Here is a 26,596-nt window from a genome sequence, read left to right on the forward strand (position 1 = left end):
GCCCTGATTGACTGGGGTGGGACAAGCTGATAATCTCCGGTTTATGAAAAGATTCCGTGTTAAAACACTCATCTCCATGGATCCTCAGGAAGATCCCGTCCTGTGCAAGGGCTGGGTCAGGACCAAGCGGGATTCGAAAAATGTGGTTTTTTTTGAAGTGAATGACGGCTCCTCCATGAAGAATCTTCAGGTTATTCTTGATAAGGATAAGGAGATTCTCAGCGAGCAGATGCTGCAGCGGCTGAACAACGGCTCCAGCGTGGAAGTGGAAGGCATGCTTGTTGAGAGTCCGGGTAAAAATCAGAAGGTGGAGCTCCATTGCAGCGCCCTGACGATTCACGGCGATGCGGACCCGGAAACCTACCCCATGCAGAAGAAGCGCCACAGCTTTGAATATCTCCGGGAAATTGCTCATCTGCGCCCCCGTACCAACACCTTCGGCGCAGTGGCCAGAGTACGGAATACCATGTCCCGGGCGGTTCACGATTTTTTCCAGGAGAATGGATTTCTCTGGGTTCACACCCCAATTATCACCGCAAGCGATGCAGAAGGCGCCGGTGAGATGTTCCAGGTCACCACCCTGGATCTGGACGGCCTCGCCAAAGCGGACGGGGCAAAAATGTCCGGCGGAATTGATTATTCCAGGGATTTTTTCGGAAAGCCCTCATTTCTCACGGTAAGCGGACAGCTTAACGCGGAAATCTATGCCAGCGCCATGGACCGGGTCTACACCTTCGGACCCACGTTCCGAGCGGAAAACAGCAATACCAGCCGCCACCTTGCGGAATTCTGGATGATCGAACCGGAAATTGCCTTCTGCGACCTTGAAGCCAACATGGACTGGTCCGAGGCTTTTCTCAAGCACATTCTCGCCACAGTGCTGAAAGAATCCCGGGACGACATGGAATTCTTCGACCTGCGCATCCAGAAAGGAATTATCCAGCAGCTTGAGCAGGTGGTTGAAAGCGATTTCACCCGCATCAGCTACAGCGATGCCGTCAGCCAGCTGGAAAAATCCGGCAGAAATTTCGAGTACCCCGTGAGCTGGGGTGCAGACCTCCAAAGCGAACATGAAAAATTTCTTACCGAAGAGATATTCAAGGGTCCGGTAATCGTCACAGACTATCCCAAGGAGATCAAAGCCTTCTACATGCGTCTGAACGACGATGAAAAAACCGTACGGGGCATGGACGTTCTGGTACCCCGGCTGGGAGAAATTATCGGCGGAAGCCAGCGTGAAGAACGGCTGGACGTACTCAGCCGCCGTCTCGGGGAAAGCGGCCTTACCGAAAAAGATTACTGGTGGTATCTGGATCTCCGGCGCTTCGGCAGCGTCCCCCATTCCGGGTTCGGTCTGGGATTTGAGCGGCTCATACAGTATGTCACCGGCATGCAGAATATCAGGGATGTCATCCCCTTCCCCAGAGCGTCTAAAACCGCAGAGTTCTAACTTTGTCCCCGTCTTGCTTGATGGGCTTGATGGGGGAGAAACTTGATGGGAAAAACCATACACTCCGGTACACGGGAGGCGAAACATGATCAGATACTTTCAAAAACGGTTTGCAGGGAGCATCAACCCTCTGTTATGTGCAGCTGCGGTACTTCTGGTTCTGCTGCTGTCGGCGGGCTGTACCACCACCCGGATTATCGATCCGGATGCGGTAAGCTCCTCTGCCGTTGCCACGGAAAAGCGCGGCGACAGGGATGATGATCCGGCCCCCGAATATCCGGGAAAAGAAGACGGGGAGCTTTTTCTCTGGGAGTTCAGCAAAGATGGCCGTACCCTGCACATCCTGGGATCAATTCATCTTGCCAGCGACATGATATACCCCCTTCCGGAGCAAATTCTGGAAGCCTTCAGTGTATCGGATATTCTGGTGGAAGAGGTGGATATTGTTCAGGCGGATATGCAGGAGGCCCAGGAATTCATCAGTTCCCACTCCACCCTCCCCGACGACCGGGTGCTCAGCGAGTATCTGGGGCAACAGGAGGAGGAGATGCTTCTGGAAATACTGGAACGCTACGGCATTCCCTACTCCACCGTTGAACGCCTTCAGCCTTGGGTTGTGAGCAATACCCTGAGTATGCTCAGCAGTTTCGAAGTGGATATGAAGCCCGAGTACGGACTGGATCTTTACTTTGCCAGAGAGGCCCAGTCCACCGGCAAGGAAGTGTACGCCCTTGAAACCGTGACACAGCAGCTGGAGATTCTCAACTCCGTAGGACTCCAGGCACAGGCCTACAGCCTGAATGAAACAATTCGCGAATTTGCCCGGCTGGACGAGTACATGTACCGGGTACTTGAAACCTGGTCCCGGGGAGATGCCCGGGCCATGGAAGAGATTCTCCTGGAGGGGATGACATCCAATGAGAATGGCCGGGATTACTATCGCCGCCTGATTGTGGAGCGAAATGAAGACTGGACGGAACAGTTGATCACCCTTTTCGAGAGAGAACCGGAAAGCAGAATTTTTGCAGTGGTAGGCTCAGCACATCTTCTGGGTCCCCACAGTCTGGTACGCCTGCTCATGGAAGAAGGATTTCAGGCACGAAGGTATTAATCCGGGAAAAATTGGATAATTTCTGATGATTACGCTAATATATATTTCATACTGAACGAGATACGCGGGAAACCGGATTTTCACTGTCCCCGGATTCCCCAAGGAGAGAGGTATGAGAAACATTGTTCGAATAGCATCACTTTTCGTTATGGTCATGGTACTGGGCGGCTGCAGCGGGGTTCTGGGGTTGCTCACCGGCTTTAACCCCGGTGTGAGCACAGTTGTGGTGGATGATACCGGCAGCAAGGGAATCAGTGAAATTGATATTGTCTTCACCAACGCCGGACCTGCATTGGATGCCGTTGCGTATGCGGTGGTATTGTCCAACGGCACATCCTTGAGTTATGCATCCGATGCAGTAATTTATGAGGACTCGGTGGATCTGAAAGCCGGAGGTACTCAGACAGTCAGCGTCAACAGGGAATTGATAGACGAATTCATGGCAGAAAGCCAGGAGACGGTTTCCGACGGTAATTATTATGTTGGGGTAATTCTCGACCCCCTGAGCAGGGTGAACGATGAAGACCGCGCCGACAATCAGGCGGTATCCCAGGGAGAATTCAACTTCACCAACTGATCACCATGATGCCTTCCTTCCAATAATCACTTCCCGCACTCCCCCGGGCAGGATCTCCGCTCCCCGGGGGATGGGGGAATGATCCTCCGAATCAGACTTTTACAATTTCCCGACTGAAGATTCTTTGACACAACCATATCTTGCACCGATACTGATGGAAAGGAGAAAATTAATGTCCATTAGGTGGAAGATATTTATCCCGATTGCAATAACCATTTTTGGCTATTTACTTCTGATGGTGGTTCTCACATCCACCACTGTTTCCGGCGACATGATCGAGCAGAACGAACAGTTTGCAGAAATCTATGTTGATGAGATTCATGCCCATATCACCTCTTTTTACACCGAGACGGAACGGCAGGGTGAAATTCTCCGGAACGATGTTGAGCGAAGGCTGGAGGAACTGGTGCAGTCCGTCACAGGAATGCTCCAGGGACTTCACCAGATGGAGCTTGACGGCGATCTGACCAGGGCGGAGGCCCAGGAAATGGCGGTTGAACAGATTAACAATATGTGGTTCGGCCTGGACGGATATTTCTGGATCGATACCACCGAACATATTAACGTGGCCCTCCCCCCCGATCCCTCGGTGGTGGGAACCAGCCGCTTCGACCTAACCGACCGCAGGGGCACCAAAATAATCCAGGAGATGGTTTCATCCTCTCTGGAACAGGGTACCGCCTGGGTTGAATACTACTTTCCCAAACCCGGTGAAAGCGAACCTTCGTTGAAGCTTGGACATACCAGACTCTTCGAGCCCTGGAACTGGGTGGTGGGCACCGGTGAATACATCGACAACATAGAAGAGGAACTCCAGGCCATCCGTCAGGAGAGCATCCGGGAACTGAACACCAGTCTCTATGCCAATCTTTCCCAGGACAATTATCCCATTATTGTAAACAGTGAGGGAGAATTCGTAGCCTATGTGGATCAGAGCGTTGTGGGTACAAACCCGAATTTTGCCGATGCACTCAGCGGCGAGTCCCTGAATGATCTGTTTCAGGAGAGCTAGGACGGAAAAATCGAATATCATTTTTCAAAACAGGATGAAGAGGGATCGTTTAGAAAAATGGGCTATATCAAAGAGTTTTCTCCACTGGACTGGAAAATAATCTACACCTTCTACGTGGATGATGTTGTTGCCCAGGTTCAATCGTTCCGCATCTTCCTCATTATCCTGGGACTGGCAGGCCTCATCCTTATCGGAGGAATTCTGTTCGGAATGCTTACCTACGTGCAGCGCACCCTGCTGAATATCAGCCAGGGGCTGGGCACCATCTCCCAGGGTACCGGAGATCTGACTTTCAGGCTACCGGTGAGAAGCAGAGATGAGATCGGTTCACTTTCGGAAAATTTCAACCTGATGATGGAGAAACTTCAGAATATCGTCATAAAACTGAAATCCACAGTTTCCGACAGCGAGGTGCTTGGGGAAGATCTCAGTGCAAGCACCGAAGAAATTTCAACGGCAGTTGTTGAAATGTCAGCCACGGGACAGTCTATTAAGGGAAAATCCCAGAATCTTTCCGGTGAATCCGATTCGGTGGAGAGGAATCTCAACCATATCATCGACTCCATGCGGGGACTGGCGGATGCCGCCCATGCAGGGGATGCGGGCCGGGGTTTTGCGGTGGTAGCTGAAGAAATTCGAAAGCTTGCGGAATCCACAGCCCAGAACTCCAACCAGATCGGATCTTCGGTGAAAGAAATTATCGAGAAGATTCACACCACATCCGACCGTTCACGGCAAACCGGTGAGGCCATCAGCGCCATTGCCACAGAAACCGAAGAATCCAGCTCAGCCATGGAAGAAATTCTCCAGGCCCTGGCGGAAGTGAATATGGGAACTCAGCAAATCACCGAAGCACTGGAACATCTTGTGAGCACGTCCTCAACGGTAAAAAGTTCGTCTTCTGAAGTGCGGGAAGAATCGGAGCATGCTCTTGAAGCAATCAGCAAGGTGAACAATCTTTCTACGGAAAATAGTCAGGGCATAGCGGAGATTTCCAACGCCATGGAGGAAATCAACATCTCCATTCAGCAGATTCGGGATCTGGGCATCCGAAACCGGGAGAATATCAAAACCATCCATGCTGAAGTTGAGAACTTCAAAACCGAAACGGAGCAGGATGCATCAGCATAAAAAAACCGGAGGGATGAATGTGTCATCTCTCCGGCATAATGTTTCTCCGGGCCGTTGCGCAGCGTTTCCCTGTGCACAGCCCGGGGTCTATGGCGTCTCTTTTGTTTTTAATAAAATGTTGAATGAAATCAGGCGATGGCGGGAGCCTCGGCCACCATTCTCTTCACTTCCCTGGCAAGTTCCGTGCCTCGCTGTCTGATCAGTTCGATGTCTTCCTTGCCGGGAGCGCCTTTGAACTCAACGGTTTCCAGGAAATCCCAACCGGTTTTGTGCTTTGCCATCAGTTCGTCCAGTTCTTTCTGAGCACCGCCGGACCAGCCGTAGCTTCCGAAACGGAAGGCTTTCCGGTTCTTCACCTTCTTCTTCGCCAGTTCATCCAGGGCTGCGAACATGGGGGGAAACATTTTATATTCATAGGTGGGCATTCCCATCACAATTCCCGTTGATGTCCAGGCGGATGTGAGAACATCACCCAGAGGAGATTCGGGCAGCCTGTGAACATGAACCTTCACTCCTTCGGCTTCAATTGCTTCAACCAGAGGCTTCACCGCTTTTTCAGTCATGCCGTACATGGAACCCCAGAGTACGGTAACTTCTTCCTTGGCAGGGTTCTTGTCGTAGCTGGCGTAGCGCTTATAATCATTTACAATCTTCCAGGGATCCTTACGCCACACGATTCCATGTCCTGGGGCGATTATTTTCACCGGAAGCTCTTCAACCGCCTTAATCGCCTTTTTCACCGGGAGACAGAATGCTGCAACAATATTTGAGTAATACCGTACAGCTTCATGCTCGAAGAAATCTATCTCTTCCCGGGAAAGCTGATCGTCGTAGGGTGCGTCACTGATGGCACCGAAGGATCCGAATGCATCGCAGGGCATGAGGGTTCCGCTCTTGGTGTCGAATGTTGCCATGGTTTCCGGCCAGTGAACGTTGGGGATATCTGCAAATGCCAGAACCCTGCCGTCACCCAGATCCAGACTGTCTCCGGTTTTCACCGTCCGTACATCATTGGTTATTTCATAGAACGCTTCCAGCAGGGGCTCGCCTTTCACGCTCGTGATAATCTGAAAGTCATCCCTGATCTTTTTAAAATCCTCCAGCCACCCGCTGTGATCCGGTTCATGGTGGTTGACAATTACATAATCAATATCTTCGGCTTTAATACCCATCTGATCAAACTGCTCAAAGAGGGTTTCGGGAACACCGTCCCAGCCGCAAACACCGTCGACTATGGCAACTTTTTCACCCTTTACGATGTAGCTGTTCATGCTTACACCGTTGGGGATAGGCCATATTCCTTCGAAAAGAAGAGAGTTTGGTTCTGCATTGGCTGACAGCCGGAAAATTCCATCGGTAACTTCTGTAACATTCATTCCCATAGATAACTCCTCAGGTTTTTACAATACAATACCTTAGTATTTCGATAAATTTATAGCTATATTCCGGATTTTGCAAGTAAAATATGACTGTTTTTATGATATTCATCTGCAACGGACAAATAGCCCCGGTTCCAGGAAATCCCCTCATTCTTTCAATAACCGGGTGAGTTCCCGGTCAAAGGCGGAGGCAAAGGCCTGAATTTCTTTGGGGGAGAAGCTGCGGTCTTTCATGCTCTCAAGCCCCATTGCCCGAAGCTCAGCCATAAAATTCCGTTCGCTCAGGCGGGTACGGATATTTTCCGGAGTGAACTGTGTGCCCCTGTCATTGAGAACCGTCAGACCGAGCTCCACCAGTTCAGCGGCAAGTGGAATATCACGGGTGATCACCATATCTCCCGGTTCAGCCAATCGCTGAATCTCCATGTCTGCGGCATCCTGACCCGGTTCAACCACGATGAGTTCAATCCACGGGCTTGTTTTTACCGGAATGCTCCGGGCGGCCACGAAGCGGGCCGTTACTTCTCTTCGGATGGCGGCTTTGGATATGATCTCCCTCACCTTCACAGGACATGAATCGGCGTCAACATAGATGGTCATTCTTTGTCCCCGGACAGGGCATTCACCGTGGCCAGGGCAAACACCGCCGTCGCCGTTTCGGCACTCAGGGTGATGCCGGTTACCTGCCCTTCAAGCTCCCGTTCAGCGGGAATGAAAAGAGCCTCGCCTTTCCGGACGCTGAAGGCAGCATCCCCCTGTCGAACCACCAGAGTTCCCTGTTCTACCAGGAGAATTGCCGGGGCTTCTCCAAGTTCCATCCCCCTGCGCAGCTCCGTTTCCTCTGCTCCATCATCCAGCCGTACTCTGGCAATCCGGAACTCGGGAACCGGAGAATCGTACCATCCCAGGGAATCAGGCGTGAGAATACCTGGCTGAAAGGGGGAAAAATCGAGAACAGAGATCAACTCAGGCACATCAACATGTTTGGACGTGCAGCCTCCCCTGAGAACATTGTCGGAATTTGCCATCAGCTCAATGCCCGTACCCGCAAGATACGCATGAAGAACCCCTGCATGCATAAAAAGCCCCTGCCCGGGATTCAGTTTCACCACATTCAGATACAGGGGGGCAAGGGTGCCCGGATCCCCGGGGAACTGAGTCCGGAGCTCCTGCAGCCAGTACCAAATTCTCTCCTCAGCACCATCCGGCAATTCCCCGGGACCTTCCTTCTCCACAGCCCTGCGGCTGCTCTCCATAAGCTCTTCCAGTTCATCCTGCCCGGCATTCATCAGACCGGTATAGAAATCCTGGAGACGGTTTTCGCTGGTGTCATACTCCAGAATTGTTTTCAATCTCGAGAGAAGCCCGCACTCTCCCCCCAGCTCTTCCACACGCTGGAAAATACTCAGAATTTCCTCCGGCCGGCGAAATCCGCTGAGAGCCCAGAATTCACTGACGGCCACAATGCATTCGGGTTTGTGATTATCATCACGATAGTTCCGTTCCGGCGCCGAGATATCTATTCCCAGCTCCTCCTCCCGGGCAAAACCCGCCTCTGCCTGGGCCTTGCTGGGGTGTGCCTGTATGGAGAGGCCTTTCCGTGCGGATAATATTTTCAGAAGAAAAGGAAATTCTCCGGCATAGCGCTTGTACAGTTCCTTCCCCAGAATATCTTCCCCATGGGACACCAGGAGATCCCGGAGACTGAAATGTTCATTTTCCGCAATCATGGCAGGTGCTTTCCGGTGTGCCCCGAACCAAAGCTCAGCCAGAGGCTTTCCGGGAGGATTGGCAATCCCGAAGTACTTTTCAATTTCGCCGTAGCTTCCCCAATCATAGCTCATCACTGCCGGAGTAATTTTATACATACACCCTGCTCCTTGGAAATTTTCTGAATCATTCGCACTTCATCCGCTTATATTTTATAGTTAGTATAAGAATATCAGTCCCACTTTGTCGATTATGGAGAATTCCATGCGTTTCAGCTACTGCAAACAGATCACATCTTCCACCGGATTTCCCAACCGGATTCTCACCGGACTGGGGATTCACAAAGAAATTCTCAGCTCTGAAGAGTATTCACAGCTCCCTCTTCCCTACAGGGAATTATGTACAGAAGGAGAGCAGTTCCTTGCCCTTCAGGATGACGATGAGGTGTACGTATACAGTTCTCCCGGCAGAATAACCTATGCAGGGAGCCATGCCGAATCCTGGAAGGGCAAAACCCTTGCTGCGGCGGTGAATCCCGATATCCGGGCCATCGTACGCCCCCGCACGGACAGACAGGTGGTTATCTATTCCCGGGGGTACGAGCATCCCTTCCATATCCATATAGACGAATATGATCCGGTAGATCAGGAACGGGGAACCTCTTCGGCACTCATCAGGGGTGCAGCTGCAGTTCTGGCCCGTGACGGTATACAAACCGGCGGCTTCGATGCATACCTCAATGCGTCCCTGTTACCCGGAAGCGGACTCAATGCCTCGGCTTCATTTACCGTTCTCTGCCTTGGGCTTCTGACCGATGCAGGCAAGAATTTCCCGAACGAAAGTGAAGGTCCATACACTCCTCTGGAACTCAGCTCCAAAGTGAAGGAGATTGAAGAACACTTTTTTTCCGAAACAGGGGATCTGGCAAGCGGAGCTGTAATATATTCAGGCGGTCTTCACTACATCGACCACAGTCCCGAACTTTCACTTCAAAGAATCAATCAAAATCAGGGGCTTTTTCACAAACGCCAGTATATTGTTGACAGCCTTTCGGCAGAGGCAGGTTCCGAGACTGCATACGCTCATCTCCATGACGAACTGGAAAAGATTATCGCCCTGAAAGGAGAGAGCATCCTGGATGCCAAGGTGTTCGCCGGATACAGCCAAGAGGATATCGTCCTGCTCCATTTTTTCTACAGTGAAAACTTCCGGATTCAGCAGCTTGTCCACTGTTTGCGGAACGGCAATCACTCACGCCTCTACCATCTGTTCCAGGAATATCTCCATGAATACCGCCATATACTGAACCTGATAAACAGAAAAAGTTCAAACTACAACGATCAGCTGGAGCTTCTTCACAGCATTCTCTCGATATTCCGCATTGAAGAAGATGTTGAAATTGTACACGGCCCCTTCGGACCGGGTCTGGACTCAAAAGCGTTCTTCCTTCTGCCCCCGGCCCACGGCGGGGAATTTGAACATCTCATCCGGCGTTTTTTCCAACGGATCGATATTCAGCCCGTGTATCCCCGGGAAAAAGGGCTTGTCAGGCTGCTGTAGCTCCGAAATTTCATGAAAACCCGATTCCACATTCTTTGGGGCTTTGCCTAATGGTTATATACATCTCTGGATTTATCGGAAACGGTGGCCAGCTTTTCCAGAATACCTTTCTGTGCCTCACAGAGGCGGTTCAGATTATACAGTATCACCAGACTCTTCTCAGGATAACTTAGATTTGAGGGAAGATGGGCCCCGGCTTCTGTAATTACATCGTCGAGTTCGCACATATAGCTCTCTCTCAGATCATCCATGAACCGTTTCATCTCCTGCTGAAGCTCGAAGATCTCATGGAAGGTGAAATTATGTGTTTCCACAAAGTTTTTCAGGTCGCCGGTATTCCAGGGATCCAGAATCAGGGGATAAAACACCTCCCGGACATGATTGCGCTTCAAAGCCGCCGTAAGACGATCCTGATACACACCGCCGAAGGCATGATGCAGTTCTTCCAGTCCCGGAGCCTTTTTTTCCAGCTCATTAATTGTTGCCAACAGTTGTTCCACGTTCTCCTCCGCTTTCTTATGGGTACTCCTCCGCCCGTCGGAATCGGATATATCCGCCGGGAACAGGAGGGAATTGTATTGTATTTCGCGTTCAATCTTTCCAGTTTACTTCGATCTTCTCCTGAGGGATTTTCTTGGTAACGATATCCATCAGATTGAGAATTTCTTCCTTGCAGCAGTTAATATCCTTGTTGATTTCCAGACGCCGGGCAAGTTCCCGGGCAAATTCTTCCACCATAATCACTTTCTTCGACATAGCTTCCTCCTCACAGATTCATGCTCACTACTCTTAAATTATAAAACCAGAAAGCTCAGTCTGCGAGGGGAAAACCGGAAAGATGGAAGGTTTATGTATTTTTCAGGCTCAGCCCGATCCGCTTCCGTGGAGCATCCACCGAAATAACCCGCACCGTCACCTGCTGCCCCAGGGCCAATACTTCCCCCGGATCGCTGACGAAACGGTCTGCCATTTCGCTGATGTGTATGAGACCGTCCTGATGCACGCCGATATCCACAAAGGCACCGAATTTGGTGATATTTGTCACAACTCCCGGCAATTTCATTCCCTCATTCAAATCGTCAATTTTTTCAACACCTTCGGCGAACTGAAAAGCCTGAAAGCTTTTCCGGGGATCCCGGCCCGGTTTTTTCAGTTCCGCGATAATATCAGAAAAGCTGGCGCTGTTCAGCTCCGGTCCAAGATACTTCCGGGCATCGATTTGTGCGATCAGTTCGGTGTTTCCCGGTAACTCCTGAAGCTTCACCCCGAGATCCCCGGCCATCTGCTCAACAAGGGGATAGCGCTCAGGATGTACGGCAGTTTTATCCAGCGGATGATCTCCATCATGAATGCGAAGAAACCCTGCCGCCTGCTCAAACGTTTTGGGTCCCAATCCGCTCACACTCTGCAGATCCTTCCTGCTGCGGAATTTTCCCAGTTTGCTGCGCTGTTCGACCACCGCTTTGCTCAGTCCGGGATTCATCCCCGAAACATAGGAAAGCAGGCGGGGGCTTGCGGTGTTCAGCTCCACACCCACTGCGTTCACGCAGCTGACCACGGTATCGTCAAGGCCCTGCTGGAGCCGCTTCTGATCCACATCGTGCTGATACTGTCCCACCCCGATGGAGCGGGGATCGATTTTAATCAGTTCTGCCAGCGGATCCATCAGGCGGCGGCCGATGGAAACGGCTCCCCGGACGGTAAGATCCAGATCGGGAAATTCTTCCCGGGCCAGGGAAGATGCCGAGTACACCGAAGCTCCGCTTTCATTTACCATGGTCACCGTTACCCTGCCGCCGGAATCCCGGAACAGATCAAGGGAGGTGATGAAACTGAGAGTCTCCCGCCCCCCGGTTCCGTTTCCCACGGCAATGGCCTGGATATCCTGCTCCTTCACCAGTTTCCGCAGAAGCTGTTCGGCTACCTGGGTATCCTGCCGGGGAGGGAGAGGATAGATCACATGATGGGACAGCAGATTGCCGCTTGAGTCCAGTACCGCCAGCTTACAGCCGGTTCTCAAACCGGGATCAACACCCAGCACCCTGGCTTCACCCAGAGGAGGGGCGAGAAGGAGCTGCCGCAGATTTTCGGTAAATACCCCGATGGCTTCTTCGTCGGCCTCTTCTTTCCGGGTCTTGCGCATTTCGTTCTCCAGGGAAGGCTGAATCAGACGCTGGTATGCATCGCTCCCGGCGGCGGTGATCAGCTCCCGTTCTCCCCTGGAAGCCCCGGATTTGAGATAGCGCCGATGAACAGCCTCCGGCCCCATGTCATCCGGAGGCTCTATCTTCATCCGCACAATTCCCCCATCCACGGCCCTGAGCATGGCAAGGAAGCGGTGTCCGGGCATCCGCCCCAGCTGCTCCCGATGGTCGAAATAATCCCGGTACACCTGAGCCTCCTGGCTTGAGGCGTATTTTTTCACCACCTGTGAGCTGACCACCCCCTTTTGGGTGAATAGCCGGCGCAGTTCTCCCCTGAGGGCCGGATCATCGCTGATCACTTCAGCGATAATATCCGAAGCACCCTTCAGGGCGCTTTCAATATCCGGGACGCTTTTTTCGGCATTCAGGAATTTCTCTGCAAGATGCCGGGGGTTTTTTCCGTTCTGCGAAAGTATCTGCAGTGCGAGATCCTCCAGGCCGTTTTCCCGTGCAATCTGGCCCCGGGTTCGCCGTTTCGGCTTAAAGGGTAGGTAGATATCTTCAAGTTCCGCAAGGCGGTGGGCGGCCCGGATCTGTTTCTCAAGTTCCGGCGTGAGCCGGCCCTGTTCTTCGATCACAGACATAATATAGCTTCGTCGCTTCTCCAGCTCCTGCAGTCGCGCTGCGGTATCCCTGACGGCGGTAATCTGGGTTTCATCCAGATTACCGGTGGCTTCCTTCCTGTAGCGGGCAATAAACGGGACGGTGGCCCCGTCGTTCAGCAGCTCAAGGGTTTTTTCGATTGATGAGAGCCGGATGCCCAGCTCCGATGCGATGTGGGATAGTGATATGTTCATAGCAGGGCAAGTATGACCTTCCCGGCGGGTTTATGCAATCGGAATATCAATCTTCCCCCAGCCAGAGAACTCGCGCCGGCGAACCGGCACTGATGCTCAGCAGCGGACGTATTTCCTCTTTCGTGGTGCTTGCCGTATTGCCCGGAACTCCTGTGGAAGGATCGAAGCGGAAAACGGCAATGGTGTGAGAGTCCTGGTTCCCCACAGCCAGAAATTCACCCCCGGGAGAAAAGCTCATATCCCTGGGAGTATTGCCTCCGCAGGAAAACCTTCGGATGAAGCTGAGCTTCTGCAGGAAACCTCCATGACGTTCCACAGCGTATAGAATAATCTCATCTGCGAACCTGTTGGAGAGAGCCAGTGTCCGGCCTGAAGGATGGAGCCGGATCGCCGAAGGGGCCTGGTTCTCTGTTGAAGCTGAGATATCAATATCCTCAACCAGCGTCAGCCCCGATGTAGGCTCCCCCTCCGTCTCAGGACCGGATCCTTCTGCGCGGCCGTCTTCCTCCCGGGCCTCTGGTCGTTCCTCTGGTCTTTGCTTTGGTCGTTCCGCTGGTCGTTGCTTTGGCTGGTCTTCATCACGGCGCAGCACCAGCAGCCGGGGCCGGAGTTCGCACAGGGCGTACATATGGATCCCGTCGGGATCGAACTCAAGATGCCGGGGGCCGTACCCCCAGGGCAGCTGAGCATAGCTGATCACAGGGGTTTCGCCCTCGCCGTACCCGCTGATAATCCAGATCCGGTCGCTTCCCAGATCGGCGCAATAGATTCTGCCGTCCCGGGGGTGCACGGCTGCGAAGTGCACATGGGGCGCTTCCTGACGGGTCATGTTCCGTCCAGCCGGCGGGGACCCGGCGGATGGCAGCGGCATGTGAAGCCGATGCAGTTCCCGGGGCTGTGCAGGGTCGGAAACGTCCACCACATGGAGAATCCCGGATGCGTAGGAGGATGCCAGCACAAGGGCTGCGGGTTCGGCGGGTTCCGGGGCGGCCGCCGGGTCTGCAGCTGAACGGGATGGTTCGGCGGTTTCGACAACCCGGGCTGCACCCGGGGATTTTTCTGCCGGGTTCACACTGTCACCTGACGGGCTGAAGAGGCTGAGGTGACACAATCCGTCGGACAGGGGAATCATGGAAACGGGCTCCGGTTCGCCCTGTTCACGGATCGATTTTCGGATTGAGGCAAGCGTGTAGGAGTAGATGCCGCTTTCCTTTCCTGAAACTTCGGTGGCGGCATGGAGAAGCCCCCGGTTCCAGTCCGGCTGAATCCAGCTGGGGTTGGGAATGGGGCTGAAACTCCGGGAGTGCACCCGGGCGGCCTGGTTATCCGCCGGAGTATCACCCAGCTCCACCGAGTGCATCATCATGGATTCACCCCTGGGATCGGGAACATGCCCTTCCCTTCGGGTGTAGGAGCCGCTGATGAGGGTGAACCTGGTCATGAAAGGGGCCCCAGTTGATGCAGAACCGAGCGGTATTGCATGGCAAAATGCACCCCGGCACCCGCCAGAATAAACAGATGGAAAATCTCATGAAATCCCAGCCAGCTTCCGGGGATATTCGGACGTTTCAGGGCGTAAATAACCGCCCCGATGGTGTACAGCACTCCTCCCAGAATCATCTCCAGGAACACCGGAGCGGTCATACTATTGTACAGAGGGACAATTGCGCCCAGAGCAACCCAGCCCATAGCAACATAAATGGCCGGAGCGATCCAACGGGGGGGATGGGGGATGAATATCTTGTATATAAGGCCGATAAGCGTCAGTCCCCACTGCAGACCGATCACCAGCCAACTCCATGGCTCTTCATACCAGATGTATGCAATGGGCGTATAGGAACCGGCTATCATCACAAAAATGGCAATATGATCCAGCTTACGGCGTATGGACTGCTCATTTTCTTCTGTTTTATGAAAGTGATAGTTGGCACTGGAGAAAAAGAGAAACATGGCTGAAAGACCATACACCAGCGACACGATCATCAGATCGGCGGCACCCCGGGCTGTGAGTACCAGCCAGATGGTAAGGGGGATCCAGATGAGAAAGCCGGCTGCATGGGTAATGAAATTAACCCGTTCTGAGGGTAAGGTGATCCTTGGCATAGGGCGTCCTTTTTGGTTTGCGGTGCCCCGGACACGGATGTTCGGGACACCGGAAATCTGAACGGCCGAAGTTTTTTCAGGCCGCGAGTTTTGAAATCACCCTACCCTACACCATTTTTCAGGTCATATCCAATCGTTTCTGCCGGCACCCGTCCGGCAACCCCCGGACTTCTTGCAGGCCCCCGCAGGCGCCCAGTCTCCAGGCAGGCGCCCGGCGGACTATCTGCCTCTGACAGGGGCTCCGGGCACCGAAGGGTTATTCGGACATTTCCTTGCTGATGCTTATGGCTGCAATAGTGCCGTCGCTCACCGCAGTGGTGATTTGCCGGTACATCTTGGAGATAATATCTCCAGCGGCATACACTCCCTCCAGATTGGTCCGCATTTCATCATCGGTTTTGATATGGCCCCACTGATCCAGATCAAGGCCTTCCAGCCCCTCCAGGTTGGCCACAAAACCGATAAACACGAACACGCCGTGGGCCCGGATCTCTTTTTTCTCTCCGGATTTAAGATCTTCAACCACAACGCCCATATCCATGGTTCCGTACTTTTTAAACTCCCTGGGCTCATGACTGAACATGAAGGAAACTTTTGAATCGGCTTTGATTTTTTCCTGGGCCTGTTTATTCGCCTGAAGATCATCAAACTGATGAACTATGGTGATTGAACGGGCAAATTTGGAGATAAACATGGCCTCTTCAATGGCAGAGTTGCCTCCGCCGATGACAATTACATCCTTATCGTCGAAATACTTGGCATCGCAGGTGGCGCAGTATGATATGCCGTCTCCCCGGTACTCCATCTCTCCGGGGACTCCCAGAGGACGGGGACTTGAACCGGTGGCTATTACAAGTTTTTTACCGGTAATGGTTTCCACTCCGTCTATCTTCACCTGTTTGCGTTCAAGATTCACTTCATTCACTTCCACCGCCGCACGGAATTCAACGCCGTTCGCCTTGGCCTGTTCGCTCATATAATGGCTGAGCATCATTCCCTGCTGGGGCTCTACAAACCCGGGATAATTGGAGACCTGATGGGTTGTTGCCACATATCCTCCCGGGAGAGCGACATCAATCAATACGGTCTTGAGTCTGGCCTGAGCAAGATACAATCCTGCAGTGAGACCTGCTGGTCCTCCCCCCAGGACGATCACATCCGCATCCGTGGAGGTTTGGGAGATTTTGCCGTGGAGCTGTGCGGCACGTTTTTCGCCCACCAATGCGTCCAGATTGCGCATGATGTCGGATCGCTTGATTCCGCCGGTAAGTTTATCTCCGGTGATCTCTCCGTTGCGGTAAAAAAGCAGGGTTGGACTACCGGTAACGTCCAGTTCTGTTGCAAGTTCCCGGTTTCCCTGACGGAAGATCTTCACAAAATTAATATCGTCCCCGTAAATCTCACTCAATGCCTGGTATTTACTGGCCAGTGCCTCACAGGGAGGGCATTCGGTGGAATAAAAGTCCAGTACTGCCAGGGGTTTATCAAGAACCTCAGCCTGGTACTGATCCGCATCAATTTCTGTAATTTTTCCTGCCATGATTTGCTCCTGTTCGTTCGGTTATTCGTTCAGTTGTTCGTTCAGTTGTTCGTTCAGCTGTTCGATTTTTCGCACATCGATCTGTGCATATGATTTCTCTAGTGATAGTCTTATTGAAGCTGGACCTCATTGAAGTGAAGGTTTTCTTTCGGGTCCTTCCGCTTCTCTTCGGTTCTCTCATGGATATCTGCATCCTGATACAAGGCCACCCCCATTGAGATAAGCCCGTCAACAGGGCGGCAGTCCGGGGCATGAAGATTACCTTCCCGGTTATATGCAACCGACCCACAGCCTCCGCCGCAGGCCAGCTGGAGGGAACAGTCCCGGCATGCGGATATGGAGAGCACGTCACGATCTTCCCAGTCGGCAATTCTGTCATGGTCCAGATCCGTATGAGGATAAAAGCGCCCCAATTGTTCACCGTCCTTTCCCACTGTGGCGGTGCATGAGTAGATCTGACCGGTGTAATCATATGCCCATTCAGTTTTGGTGCCCGGGCAGCTGTCGAATAGAGGCGCCGGCAGTTCACCGTTCTCAAACAGGAAGCGGGAGATACTGTAGGCTGGGGTGTGAAACTCAAGAATCTGAGGGTATCGTTGAATCTGCTCAAAAAGATCCTCGTACATTTCCAGCCTTCCGTAGAGGCGGTTCTGCTGATCCTGACAGTAGTGAAGCTCATAGTTCCGGCCCAGTTGGGTTTTAAATCGCGGATTGGCCGTCCACCCCCGCTTCAGGGCAAAATCTGCCAGCTCATGAAGCCGGGGAAGATTGTCCCTGTCCAGCACTGAACGGAGGTTAATCTCCAGCCCCGCAGCGAGGGCGTCATCTATTCCCCGGACCACTTTCTCAAAATTCCGGTATTCGCCGCCGTTCATCCGTCCGGCCTTCAGAGGCCTTCGTCGGTCATGAACATCCCCCACTCCATCCAGCGTTACCTGAATCTCCCGGATTTTGGCCGTTGAGAGCAGATCGATGTATTCACTGAGATAATACCCGTTGGTAACCAGAGCGATTTCCACATTGCGTGCATTGGCGCCTTCAATGAGACGGGAGATAATCTTCCGCTGTCCCCCTCCGGGCAGAAGGGGTTCGCCGCCGAACACGGTGAGGTACCACGGTTTCCCCGCCAGATGTGTATCCAGATGGGTGAAAAACGCATCAATTACATCATCCTGAGCCTGATGGGAATCGTGAATGTATCCGTCCTGGTAACAGTAATCACAGGCAAAATTGCAGGCGTAGCCGGGAACATAGAAGACCTGCACTTCGCCGGCATCCCTCTCCCTGATAAAATCGGCGTACGCCAGCCGGTACAGGGAGGTTTCCCGCTCCGGATCGATAATATAGCCCTTCTCCGATAATTCCCGATAATCATCCGACTCAGGCTCTGAGAGTATGCTGCCGTCCCGGATTTTCGAGGCCAGTTCAGGAGAAATGATATCCGCCTGCCTGTGGAGAAGGTTCACCACAATCCAATCCTCCTGCCGGTGAATCTGTTTCAGGATATTGTGTCGGGAAAGGGTTTTATTCATTGATTGCTTAGCTTCCATTGTTGTACTTCCTGATGTGTTCCCGATTCCGCTGCTGCGGTACAGGAAAAATGACTCCGGGGAAGGGCTCACCCTCCCCCGAAGCCCCCGAAATACGACCCGCCGTACATTCGGCGGATCCGGGATGACCTGGACCCGGGGTCCTCAGTCGTGACAGCCCGCAACGACAGGGGACACCTTGGCACAACACTGAGCCTGGTTCTTATCGCCTTTGGGCTTTTTGCGGATCAGAGACTTCATGGATTTCTTCATAAAGATCCCTCCTTAGGTTTCAGCTTCGCCCCGTTCCTGAAGGAACGGGGAAAAAACATCTATTTGCTGCAGCAGGATGATCCTCCGGTCTTGTAACCCAGAATCGTCCAGCTGCAAACTTCCACTTTCCCCTTATCATAGGGGGTGCTTTCTTCCAGAATTTGAACATCCTTGAACCCCGCATCTGATAGCTGGGTGATGTATTCTTCCCGGGTCACCGAGCCGGCCCAGCATTCTGCAACCGCCTGGGGATCCTCTGCATACTCATGGGGAACCGGCTGAAGCGAATAGATGTCGCTCACCACAAAACGGCCGCCGGGTTTGAGAATTCGGTGAATTTCCTTCCATACCATGCCTTTATCAGCCGCATGGTTGATGGTGCAGTTGGAGATGAGCAGATCCACTGAATTGCATTTCAGAGGAATGTATTCAAGATTGCTTTGGTGAAGTTCCACCTGTTCTTCCAGGTTCAGCTTGGTAATGGTTTTCCGGGCTTTGGCAAGCATTCCCCGGCTGATATCCACACCGTGAACCCGGCCTTCAGGTCCCACGGCTTCCGCAAGGGTAACAAGGTCATTCCCTCTGCCGCTTCCCAGGTCCACACATACTTCCCCCGGCCGGGGTTGGGATTTATCTATAGCTCCGCCGCAGGATAGACAGCAGCTGGTCTCAGCCAAGTCGCTGTATCGCAGGTCTATTGCGGAGAGTACGTTTTCTTCGGACATACTATGCTCCTATGTGACAATTCGCTACATGTCGCGTCGGTACACTTCGTGGCATTACTGGTACGTTCTTACTTCTATTTTAATCTCTGGTTCATAAAACACAAGGATTGTTTTGGGTACACTTTTATCTATATTTAATTTTTTATATATTGTCAACACGGAGAGGGAGATCCCTTCAAGCCGTCTCATCCGGCGTATCTCAGGGAGGCATTCCCTTCACAGGCCGGCGAAAATCCGCTACACTCCATGCTCAATCCCCCATACCACGTAAAGGAGTTTCCATGGAAATCTCATCCCTACAAAAAGCCCGTTATGAATATCAGCCCAAGCTTCCCGCAGCCCTTGATTCGGCAATTTCCGATATCAGGGTAGAACTTGGCGACCCCACTGAATCAGTGGCGGACCAGGATCAGGTAAAAAGCCTCTTCCCCCACAGCTACGGTGCCCCGATTGCGGTATTCGCATCCGGAAAGGGCAAAACATCACAGAATCCCCTGCGGGTCGGAGTAATTCTCTCCGGCGGACAGGCTCCCGGAGGCCATAATGTAATTACCGGTCTCTATGACGGACTGAAGAAAGCCAACTCTCAGAGCAACCTGGTGGGTTTCCTGGGCGGTCCCAGCGGTCTCATGGACAACGATTTTATCGTTTTCGACGATGCAAAGATTGACGCCTTCCGGAATACCGGAGGATTCGACATCATCGGATCTGGGCGCACCAAAATCGAAACGGACGAGCAGTTTGCAGCAGCCCTGAATACCGCCAAAGAACAGAAGCTTGATGCCGTGGTGGTCATCGGCGGAGATGATTCAAACACCAACGCAGCCCTCCTGGCTGAATACTTCAAGGATAACGGAACTGACATACAGGTTATCGGTGTACCCAAAACAATAGACGGGGACCTAAAGAACGAATACATCGAAACATCCTTCGGATTTGATACCGCAGTGAAAACCTACTCGGAGCTGATCGGAAATATTATGCGGGATGCCAACTCCGCAAAAAAATACTGGCATTTCATCAAGCTGATGGGACGCTCCGCCAGCCATATCGCATTGGAAGCCGCATTGCAGACCCACCCCAATGTAGCCATTATCAGCGAGGAAGTGGCGGAAAAGAAAAAAAGCCTGAACCAGATCGTTGAAGAGATTGCCAATGTGGTTCGTCACCGTTCCGACAACGGCGAAAACTTCGGCATCGCGCTGATTCCCGAAGGTCTGATTGAGTTTATTCCGGAAATGAAGACCCTCATCTCCGAACTGAATGATTTGCTGGCCCACGACGAGAAGTACTTTGCCACCTTGAAGAGTTTTGAGGATCAGGCGGAATTTGCGGTGAGCAAACTCAGCGACCACAGCGCCAAAGTATTTTCCTCCCTTCCCCGGGGCATCCGCCAGCAGCTTCTCCTGGACCGGGATCCCCATGGAAACGTGCAGGTAAGCCTCATCGATACGGAAAAACTCCTCATCGAGATGGTGGGAGAACTGCTGGCACAGTGGAAAGCTCAGGGAAATTTCTCCGGTTCTTTCAAGGCCCTGGCCCATTTCTTCGGGTACGAAGGACGCTGTGCCTTCCCTTCCAATTTCGACGCCGACTACACATACAGCCTCGGATACACCGCATTCCTGCTCATTGCCAACGGTCTCACCGGCTACCTTTCCAGCGTCCGGAACCTGGACAAACCCGCATCAGAATGGGTTGCAGGAGGTATTCCCCTGACCATGATGATGAACATGGAGCAGCGCCACGGCAAGATGAAGCCGGTAATCCGCAAGGCTCTGGTGGAGCTTGACGGCGCTCCATTCAAGGAGTTTTCTTCCAAACGGGATGACTGGGCGAAGAACACCCGATACTTCTTTCCCGGAGCCATTCAGTACTACGGACCGGCGGAAGTGTGCGATCAGCCCACTATCACACTGAAACTGGAGCGGTCCGGCAAATAATCCCGCCTGCCCGCAAAAGCAGAAGCAGTATCAACACATGAATCCAGGCCATCCGGCGTCATGCTGCCGGATGGCCTTTTTATTTCGGTTGGGCATGCTTTACTTGCTGCCGCCATATATACAATAATCAGGACAATGGAAACCCCGGCCCGAAGCAGGCGCATCGAAAATATCCGCAAAATTCTTACTCCGGTGATCATTTTCACCTTCGTATTAAGCATCATTTCCCTTTTTCTGGAACAGGCGGAAATAGACTCCCCTTTTATCGGGGTTTTCACCAATGCGGTTGATTTCACTCTTGCTTTCTTCATTCTGCTGGAGCTGATATTTGAGCTGATCAGTGCCCCATACAAGGGGATCTGGCTGAAAAACAATCTTGCTTCAACCCTTTTCTCCGCAGCCTTCCTGATTTTGTTTACCTACAACAAGTATGTTGAGTTTGTCATTCAGCCGGACCTGGAATCGGGGTTCCAGATTGCCGGTCTCATTGTGGTGCGGAACTTCTTCATGCTCTTCAAGGTGTTCGGCAGGATCCGCCGGATATCTGCTTTATTGAACAATTTGACAATCCATCCCGCCCAAACCCTGGTGTTGAGCTTTCTCATGGTGATTTTGGTGGGGACGTTTTTCCTCATGCTTCCGGTTACAACGGTGGATGGAAGCGGCTTGAATTTCATCGATGCCCTGTTCACCACCACCTCCGCAGTGTGTGTCACCGGACTGATCGTGGTAGATACGGCAACACACTTCACCCTTCTGGGACAGGCGGGAATTCTCATACTCATCCAGATCGGCGGGCTGGGAATTATGATTCTCAGTTATTCTGCGGCCTGGGCCCTCCGGCGTTCCTTCAGTCTTCAGGATAAACTTCTCATTTCCTATATGACCAATGAAGATGACTTGAACCGGGTGAGCCGGTCCCTTCTCCAGATCATCACCCTCACCTTTTCCATCGAAGCCCTGGGTGCACTGTGGCTGTTCTTTTCGTTTTTTTCAGAGGGAATGGCCCTGGGAAAATCCGCCTGGTTTGCGGTCTTTCATTCCGTGTCGGCCTTCTGCAATGCGGGCTTTGCCCTGTTCAGCGACAGCCTGGAAGGTTTCGCCGGGAATATTCCGGTGAACCTGGGGGTGGCGTTTCTGATAATCTGCGGAGGTCTGAGCTTTGCGGTGATGATGGATCTTATGAAGATCCCGGGGAAGCTTCGCCCATTTTCAGGCCGGGCGGGTATTTCAGGCAAGCGGGGACTACAGCTGCAGCTGAACACCCGGGTGGTATTGCTGGTGAACCTCATCCTGCTCACAGCTGGGGTGCTGATTTTTTACGGACTGGAGTACCGGAACAGCCTTTCTGCAGAACCGGTGGGAAGACAGTATCTCCTTGCCTTTTTCCAGACCGTAACCCTGCGTACCGCCGGATTCAATACCATGAATTTCGCCTCACTGGGCTCGGCTGCCCTCATGCTCTCACTCTTTCTGATGATTATCGGCGGTGCTTCAGGATCCACTGCCGGCGGGATGAAGGTGAACACCGTTGCGGTGGTGTTCAGCTACCTGAAATCCCGGCTCACAGGACGGGACCGGGTGCGGATTTTCGAGTACACGCTCACACGGAATACCTCAAGCAATGCACTGGTGCTCTTCATTTTTGCCGTCTCAACGATATTTGCCGGGGTGTTTTTTCTGAGCATCAGCGAGGAACAGCCCTTCCAGGATATTGTGTTTGAGGTGGTCTCGGCCTTCGCCACTGTGGGAGTCAGCCGGGGAATCACCTCAGGGCTGAGTACGCCCGGCAGACTGATAATCTCCATACTGATGTTCATGGGGCGTATCGGACCTCTGACCCTGCTCACCGCCCTGGCAGGAAGACGAGTGAACGACGGGGTGTATTATCCGGAAACTGACATTCTGATAGGATAATTCCCGGAGCTACCAGACACCGGGAATGGGTATGTGCCCGCAAGGGGCGTTCCGGTCTAAATAACCGCTGCGAATAACCGCTGCGAATAACCGGCACAAACATATAAAGGAAGAACTATGGCAAAGAAGAAAGAACAGGTATTTACCGTTATCGGCCTCGGTGCCTTCGGCAGCCAGGTCTGCAAGGTTCTTGCCGACAGCGGAGCAAAGGTTATCGCCGTGGACAGTTCCGCAGAGCGGATCGACCGGGTCAAAAACTCCGTCACCCAGGCGGTGATCATGGACGCTACATCCGAAGAAGGTTTCGCCAAACTTCCGCTGGAGGATACTGATATTGCAGTGGTGGCCATCGGAGATAATATGGAGGCGAGCATTCTCAGCACCGCCCTTCTGAAGAAAGCCGGTGTACGCTACATCATCGCCCGTGCCATCAGTGCAATACACAGACAGGTTTTGCGACAGGTGGGTGCCGATGAAATTATCAATATTGAAGAGGATGAAGGGGAGCAGCTTGCAATCCGGCTGATAGCACCCCAAATTCTTGACCGCATCCCCATTTCCAAGGATATCAGCATAGCCGAGGTGTATACCCCCAAAGATTTCAGCGGGCAGAGCCTGATCGATCTGGATCTGCGCAGCAGAATGCGGGTCAACGTGATAGCCATCAAAAAAAACGCCGTGGAACTTGATGAGCAGGGGAACCCCCACTCCAATGAGGAAATCCTCTTCCCCGACGGCAACTATCGACTGGACGAGGATGATATTATGCTGATCGTGGGGCAGAATCAGGATATTGAAGCATTCAACAGTCTTTGACCCGGCAACACCGGGAAAGCCTTGTGGAATTTCCCGTCCCTACCCGGGTAAAACAGGTTGAGGAGGAAGGACCATGGTAATTCTTCGCAAATATTTCATTCACCTCTTGGGGATCATGTCGGTTATCTCCGTTCTTTTTCTTGGTGTATTCGCCTTTCTGCAGCTCAACACCGGGGGCGGGCTATCTACTCAAAGTTCCGGGGAATTGAAAGAGATCAGGGAAGGTGTTCTCTACATCTCAATTGTTCTGGCACTTCTTCAGTCCGGGATCTTTCTGCTCATCCTTGCGGCAGCGGGGAAAACCCGGCGCCGGGCGGAGAATCTCATGCAGCGTAAGCTGTGGCTCAGCGCAGGGGGCGATGGTTGGCAGAAGGTGCTGGGCGAACTCGGCGAAAGCTTCTATGAGATGAATTCACAGCTTCTGCAGACCAATGAAGCCCGGGGGATCAAAATTCAGGCCATGAACCGACTGACAGAGTTCCTTGTGCAGAATCACGGTCAGCCCCTCTGCATCACCAATATTAAAGGTGAAATTCTGTATGCCAGCCCCTCATTCCTGGAAAAAACAGGAACAGGGCGTTCCCGGCTGATCAATTCCTTTATCTCCCAGGAATTTCCCGGCATCCGGCCGGGACATATTATCAACGCCTTTCAGAAGGACCATGGCGTGTACAGTGCGGAAAGCGAAAACGGCAATTTCTCCGTCTATCCGGTAAGGGACCATCGGCAGGAAATTACCTACCTTGTGTTCACCTCAGGAAACAGAAACTACAACGCTCTGAAATCCGAAAACAACACTCCATCATCCAAAGAGACCAAAGAGACATTGAAAAGCTCCGGAAGCGGCCAGGATTGGCTCCGCAAGACTTTTCAAAGGGTATTGAAACGGGGCGGCAATTAGGTGTAGCATTCCGTTATTACTTTGTAATACCATCTTCACGGACAACTTCGTTGCTCCCGGTGAATCTGTGCCCGTAATTCGTACCCTGGATCCGAATTACGGAAAGTGAGAAGATTATGAGCATATTAACCCGGCTTCAATACGGCGGACAGTGCGATCTGCCGGCGGTTCCCCACACCGATGCACTTGAAATCTCTGAGGTAAGCTACCGCTACCCCAACTCCCAGAAGAAAGCTCTTGAAAATGTGACCCTGCATATCCAGCCGGGAGAACGGCTGGCACTGGTGGGACCCAACGGCGCAGGAAAATCCACTCTGCTACAACTGATTCTGGGAATGAAAAAGGAACAGCAGGGTGCAATCAGGGTGTATGGAAACCCCGCCCATCACTGTCGTCACAGGGTTGCCATAGTACCCCAGCGTGCTTCCGTGGACTGGAATTTTCCCCTTACCGTCCGCCAGGTGGTAACCATGGGACGATATGTGCATCTGGGCTGGATGCGCCGGCCAGGCAACCGGGATAAAGAAAAGGTGGATGAAGCAATGGAGACCATGGGAATATCTGATCTCAGTTCCCGTCAGATATCCCAGCTCTCCGGAGGACAGCAGCAGCGGGTCATGCTTGCCCGCACCCTGGCCCACGATGCGGATCTCCTTCTTCTGGATGAACCCCTGAATCACGTGGACATCAAAACCCAGGAACTCATATTCCACACCATTGAACGACTGAGCAAGGCGGGGAAAACCGCCATTGTGAGCACCCACGACCTGGGTGTGCTCACCGTCCACTTCAACCGTGCGGTATTTCTTGACCGCAGGGTGATCGCCGACGGACCTGTGGATGAGGTAATTACGCCCCGAACCATAGCCAAAGCCTACGGCTTTGAATTTCACAAGGACTATCACAATGATTGAACTTATCATGGAACCTCTCCAATACGGATTTATTCTCCGAGGGCTGGCAGCCGGACTGCTGGCGGGAATTTCCTGTGCGCTGCTCAGCTCCTTCGTGGTGTGGAGGGGCATGGCGTTCATGGGAGATGCCATGGCCCATGCAATTCTGCCGGGAATTGTTGCCGCATATGCCTGGGGATTCAGTCTGATACTGGGAGCCCTGGGGGCGGCGGTTGTAGCCGTTTTTGCCATCGGGATAATCAGCAGCCGCAGTTCACTGAAGGAAGACAGCGCCATTGGAATTGTGTTTGCAGGTCTGTTCGCTTTGGGTATCCTGCTGCTCAGCAGAATTGCAAGCTATCAGGACCTCAGTCACATCCTGTTCGGAAACATTCTCGGCGTATCCAAAGCCGACCTTATTACCATGTCCCTGGTAGCCCTGGGGGTACTGGGGGTGCTGGCTAGCAGTTTCAAGGAACTTCTGGTGGCCTCCTTCGACCCCACCCATGCAGTTGCCATCGGCATCTCGCCTTCGCTGATCCGCTACCTTCTCCTTCTTCTCCTTGCTTTCACTACGGTAATTGCAATTCAGTCGGTGGGAGTCGTTCTGGTTCTGGCCCTGCTGGTCACCCCCGGGGCAACCGCATCTGTTCTGACCAACAAACTCGGCAGAATGATGGGAATTTCGGTGCTTACCGCCATTGTATCTACCGGTCTGGGATTTTACGCTTCCTATTACTGGAACACCGCTTCCGGGCCTACAATTGTACTGGTTCTCATAGCTATATTTTCTCTGGCGATGCTCATATCCTTTCTGCGCAGCACATTTTCCGGGTCCGGGAACAGCTCCGAACATACCGCAGAAGAAAGCAGCTAAAAATACCGGGCATTATCCCGGAACACATGAAAGAACGGTACGGGGAAAATACCCGCCAAAGGAACAATTGCCCATGCTCACCGGGGGAGATCTTTCTTCAGCCTTGCCGGGAAATTTCCGTTTACATAGCGGGTGATTGGGCATAATG

Annotated in this window: 23 protein-coding genes; 12 read left to right on the top strand and 11 right to left on the bottom strand. The window is 52.6% G+C overall.

Annotated elements, in window-relative coordinates:
• Positions 1–43: 43 nt before the first annotated feature.
• From asnS to L21SP2_RS11515, 5 genes are all read left to right on the top strand, one after another.
• The gene (gene asnS, locus L21SP2_RS11495; RefSeq protein WP_041402919.1) at positions 44–1,450 is read left to right on the top strand and encodes an asparagine--tRNA ligase; all 1,407 of its coding nucleotides are present in this window, start codon (positions 44–46) and stop codon (positions 1,448–1,450) included.
• Between the two features lie 85 nt (positions 1,451–1,535).
• Complete coding sequence (locus L21SP2_RS11500; RefSeq protein ID WP_024268692.1) at positions 1,536–2,561, top strand: TraB/GumN family protein; 1,026 nt, start codon at positions 1,536–1,538, stop codon at positions 2,559–2,561.
• Positions 2,562–2,673: 112 nt separating this feature from the next.
• Complete coding sequence (locus L21SP2_RS11505; protein WP_024268693.1) at positions 2,674–3,138, top strand: hypothetical protein; 465 nt, start codon at positions 2,674–2,676, stop codon at positions 3,136–3,138.
• A gap of 172 nt (positions 3,139–3,310) precedes the next feature.
• Positions 3,311–4,150 carry a cache domain-containing protein gene (locus tag L21SP2_RS11510; protein WP_024268694.1) on the top strand — a complete coding sequence of 280 codons (840 nt, stop codon included), beginning with the start codon at positions 3,311–3,313 and terminating at the stop codon, positions 4,148–4,150.
• A 9-nt stretch (positions 4,151–4,159) separates the two neighbouring features.
• Positions 4,160–5,281, top strand: a complete 1,122-nt coding sequence (locus tag L21SP2_RS11515; RefSeq protein WP_280113291.1) for a methyl-accepting chemotaxis protein — start codon at positions 4,160–4,162, stop codon at positions 5,279–5,281.
• Between the two features lie 128 nt (positions 5,282–5,409).
• On the opposite strand, the gene L21SP2_RS11520 is transcribed toward L21SP2_RS11515, so the two are convergent.
• The 3 genes from L21SP2_RS11520 to manA form a co-directional block, all read right to left on the bottom strand.
• Entirely contained in the window at positions 5,410–6,663 is a 1,254-nt protein-coding gene (locus tag L21SP2_RS11520; RefSeq protein WP_024268696.1) for an FprA family A-type flavoprotein, read from the bottom strand.
• A gap of 144 nt (positions 6,664–6,807) precedes the next feature.
• Positions 6,808–7,260, bottom strand: a complete 453-nt coding sequence (locus L21SP2_RS11525) for a YaiI/YqxD family protein (RefSeq protein WP_024268697.1) — start codon at positions 7,258–7,260, stop codon at positions 6,808–6,810.
• A complete protein-coding gene (manA, locus tag L21SP2_RS11530) occupies positions 7,257–8,528 on the bottom strand; it encodes a mannose-6-phosphate isomerase, class I (protein WP_024268698.1) in 1,272 nt (423 codons plus the stop codon). The genes L21SP2_RS11525 and manA overlap by 4 nt, the downstream gene beginning before the upstream one ends.
• A gap of 106 nt (positions 8,529–8,634) precedes the next feature.
• Between manA and L21SP2_RS11535 the strand changes: the two genes are divergently transcribed.
• A complete protein-coding gene (locus L21SP2_RS11535; RefSeq protein WP_024268699.1) occupies positions 8,635–9,930 on the top strand; it encodes a galactokinase family protein in 1,296 nt (431 codons plus the stop codon).
• Between the two features lie 47 nt (positions 9,931–9,977).
• On the opposite strand, the gene L21SP2_RS11540 is transcribed toward L21SP2_RS11535, so the two are convergent.
• The 8 genes from L21SP2_RS11540 to L21SP2_RS11575 all read right to left on the bottom strand — a co-directional run bounded on the left by L21SP2_RS11540 (position 9,978) and on the right by L21SP2_RS11575 (position 19,101).
• Entirely contained in the window at positions 9,978–10,430 is a 453-nt protein-coding gene (locus tag L21SP2_RS11540; protein ID WP_024268700.1) for a hypothetical protein, read from the bottom strand.
• 91 nt (positions 10,431–10,521) lie between these two features.
• Positions 10,522–10,686, bottom strand: a complete 165-nt coding sequence (locus L21SP2_RS18610) for a hypothetical protein (protein WP_024268701.1) — start codon at positions 10,684–10,686, stop codon at positions 10,522–10,524.
• Between the two features lie 91 nt (positions 10,687–10,777).
• Positions 10,778–12,931: a Tex family protein gene (locus tag L21SP2_RS11545; RefSeq protein ID WP_024268702.1), complete on the bottom strand. Its 2,154-nt coding sequence runs from the start codon at positions 12,929–12,931 to the stop codon at positions 10,778–10,780.
• A 46-nt stretch (positions 12,932–12,977) separates the two neighbouring features.
• Positions 12,978–14,372 (bottom strand): lactonase family protein, encoded by a 1,395-nt coding sequence (locus L21SP2_RS11550; RefSeq protein WP_024268703.1) that lies wholly within the window; start codon positions 14,370–14,372, stop codon positions 12,978–12,980.
• The gene (gene trhA / locus L21SP2_RS11555) at positions 14,369–15,034 is read right to left on the bottom strand and encodes a PAQR family membrane homeostasis protein TrhA (protein ID WP_024268704.1); all 666 of its coding nucleotides are present in this window, start codon (positions 15,032–15,034) and stop codon (positions 14,369–14,371) included. Before trhA ends, L21SP2_RS11550 begins: the two co-directional genes overlap by 4 nt.
• Positions 15,035–15,290: 256 nt before the next feature.
• On the bottom strand, positions 15,291–16,574 hold the full coding sequence (locus L21SP2_RS11560; protein WP_024268705.1) for an FAD-dependent oxidoreductase: 1,284 nt from the start codon (positions 16,572–16,574) through the stop codon (positions 15,291–15,293).
• 110 nt (positions 16,575–16,684) lie between these two features.
• Complete coding sequence (locus L21SP2_RS11565; protein ID WP_024268706.1) at positions 16,685–18,124, bottom strand: radical SAM/SPASM domain-containing protein; 1,440 nt, start codon at positions 18,122–18,124, stop codon at positions 16,685–16,687.
• A gap of 311 nt (positions 18,125–18,435) precedes the next feature.
• Positions 18,436–19,101: a methyltransferase domain-containing protein gene (locus L21SP2_RS11575; RefSeq protein WP_024268708.1), complete on the bottom strand. Its 666-nt coding sequence runs from the start codon at positions 19,099–19,101 to the stop codon at positions 18,436–18,438.
• A 281-nt stretch (positions 19,102–19,382) separates the two neighbouring features.
• Between L21SP2_RS11575 and L21SP2_RS11580 the strand changes: the two genes are divergently transcribed.
• From L21SP2_RS11580 to L21SP2_RS11605, 6 genes are all read left to right on the top strand, one after another.
• Positions 19,383–21,044, top strand: coding sequence for a diphosphate--fructose-6-phosphate 1-phosphotransferase (locus L21SP2_RS11580; protein WP_024268710.1), 1,662 nt, complete (start codon positions 19,383–19,385; stop codon positions 21,042–21,044).
• A 135-nt stretch (positions 21,045–21,179) separates the two neighbouring features.
• A complete protein-coding gene (locus L21SP2_RS11585) occupies positions 21,180–22,961 on the top strand; it encodes a TrkH family potassium uptake protein (protein ID WP_169730477.1) in 1,782 nt (593 codons plus the stop codon).
• Positions 22,962–23,078: 117 nt separating this feature from the next.
• Positions 23,079–23,777, top strand: coding sequence for a potassium channel family protein (locus tag L21SP2_RS11590; RefSeq protein ID WP_024268713.1), 699 nt, complete (start codon positions 23,079–23,081; stop codon positions 23,775–23,777).
• Positions 23,778–23,850: 73 nt separating this feature from the next.
• Positions 23,851–24,678 (top strand): PAS domain-containing protein, encoded by an 828-nt coding sequence (locus L21SP2_RS11595; protein ID WP_024268714.1) that lies wholly within the window; start codon positions 23,851–23,853, stop codon positions 24,676–24,678.
• A 116-nt stretch (positions 24,679–24,794) separates the two neighbouring features.
• The gene (locus L21SP2_RS11600; RefSeq protein ID WP_024268715.1) at positions 24,795–25,592 is read left to right on the top strand and encodes a metal ABC transporter ATP-binding protein; all 798 of its coding nucleotides are present in this window, start codon (positions 24,795–24,797) and stop codon (positions 25,590–25,592) included.
• Entirely contained in the window at positions 25,585–26,448 is an 864-nt protein-coding gene (locus L21SP2_RS11605) for a metal ABC transporter permease (RefSeq protein ID WP_053335691.1), read from the top strand. The genes L21SP2_RS11600 and L21SP2_RS11605 overlap by 8 nt, the downstream gene beginning before the upstream one ends.
• The last annotated feature ends 148 nt before the right edge of the window (positions 26,449–26,596 follow it).

This window comes from Salinispira pacifica (genome assembly GCF_000507245.1).
Lineage (GTDB): Bacteria > Spirochaetota > Spirochaetia > DSM-27196 > Salinispiraceae > Salinispira > Salinispira pacifica.

Coding starts and splice junctions, on each gene's coding strand:
- asnS (WP_041402919.1), top strand. CDS start 44: ATGAAAAGATTCCGTGTTAAAACACTCATCTCCATGGATCCTCAGGAA.
- L21SP2_RS11500 (WP_024268692.1), top strand. CDS start 1,536: ATGATCAGATACTTTCAAAAACGGTTTGCAGGGAGCATCAACCCTCTG.
- L21SP2_RS11505 (WP_024268693.1), top strand. CDS start 2,674: ATGAGAAACATTGTTCGAATAGCATCACTTTTCGTTATGGTCATGGTA.
- L21SP2_RS11510 (WP_024268694.1), top strand. CDS start 3,311: ATGTCCATTAGGTGGAAGATATTTATCCCGATTGCAATAACCATTTTT.
- L21SP2_RS11520 (WP_024268696.1), bottom strand. CDS start 6,663: ATGGGAATGAATGTTACAGAAGTTACCGATGGAATTTTCCGGCTGTCA.
- L21SP2_RS11525 (WP_024268697.1), bottom strand. CDS start 7,260: ATGACCATCTATGTTGACGCCGATTCATGTCCTGTGAAGGTGAGGGAG.
- manA (WP_024268698.1), bottom strand. CDS start 8,528: ATGTATAAAATTACTCCGGCAGTGATGAGCTATGATTGGGGAAGCTAC.
- L21SP2_RS11535 (WP_024268699.1), top strand. CDS start 8,635: ATGCGTTTCAGCTACTGCAAACAGATCACATCTTCCACCGGATTTCCC.
- L21SP2_RS18610 (WP_024268701.1), bottom strand. CDS start 10,686: ATGTCGAAGAAAGTGATTATGGTGGAAGAATTTGCCCGGGAACTTGCC.
- L21SP2_RS11545 (WP_024268702.1), bottom strand. CDS start 12,931: ATGAACATATCACTATCCCACATCGCATCGGAGCTGGGCATCCGGCTC.
- L21SP2_RS11550 (WP_024268703.1), bottom strand. CDS start 14,372: ATGACCAGGTTCACCCTCATCAGCGGCTCCTACACCCGAAGGGAAGGG.
- trhA (WP_024268704.1), bottom strand. CDS start 15,034: ATGCCAAGGATCACCTTACCCTCAGAACGGGTTAATTTCATTACCCAT.
- L21SP2_RS11560 (WP_024268705.1), bottom strand. CDS start 16,574: ATGGCAGGAAAAATTACAGAAATTGATGCGGATCAGTACCAGGCTGAG.
- L21SP2_RS11565 (WP_024268706.1), bottom strand. CDS start 18,124: ATGGAAGCTAAGCAATCAATGAATAAAACCCTTTCCCGACACAATATC.
- L21SP2_RS11575 (WP_024268708.1), bottom strand. CDS start 19,101: ATGTCCGAAGAAAACGTACTCTCCGCAATAGACCTGCGATACAGCGAC.
- L21SP2_RS11580 (WP_024268710.1), top strand. CDS start 19,383: ATGGAAATCTCATCCCTACAAAAAGCCCGTTATGAATATCAGCCCAAG.
- L21SP2_RS11585 (WP_169730477.1), top strand. CDS start 21,180: ATGGAAACCCCGGCCCGAAGCAGGCGCATCGAAAATATCCGCAAAATT.
- L21SP2_RS11590 (WP_024268713.1), top strand. CDS start 23,079: ATGGCAAAGAAGAAAGAACAGGTATTTACCGTTATCGGCCTCGGTGCC.
- L21SP2_RS11595 (WP_024268714.1), top strand. CDS start 23,851: ATGGTAATTCTTCGCAAATATTTCATTCACCTCTTGGGGATCATGTCG.
- L21SP2_RS11600 (WP_024268715.1), top strand. CDS start 24,795: ATGAGCATATTAACCCGGCTTCAATACGGCGGACAGTGCGATCTGCCG.
- L21SP2_RS11605 (WP_053335691.1), top strand. CDS start 25,585: ATGATTGAACTTATCATGGAACCTCTCCAATACGGATTTATTCTCCGA.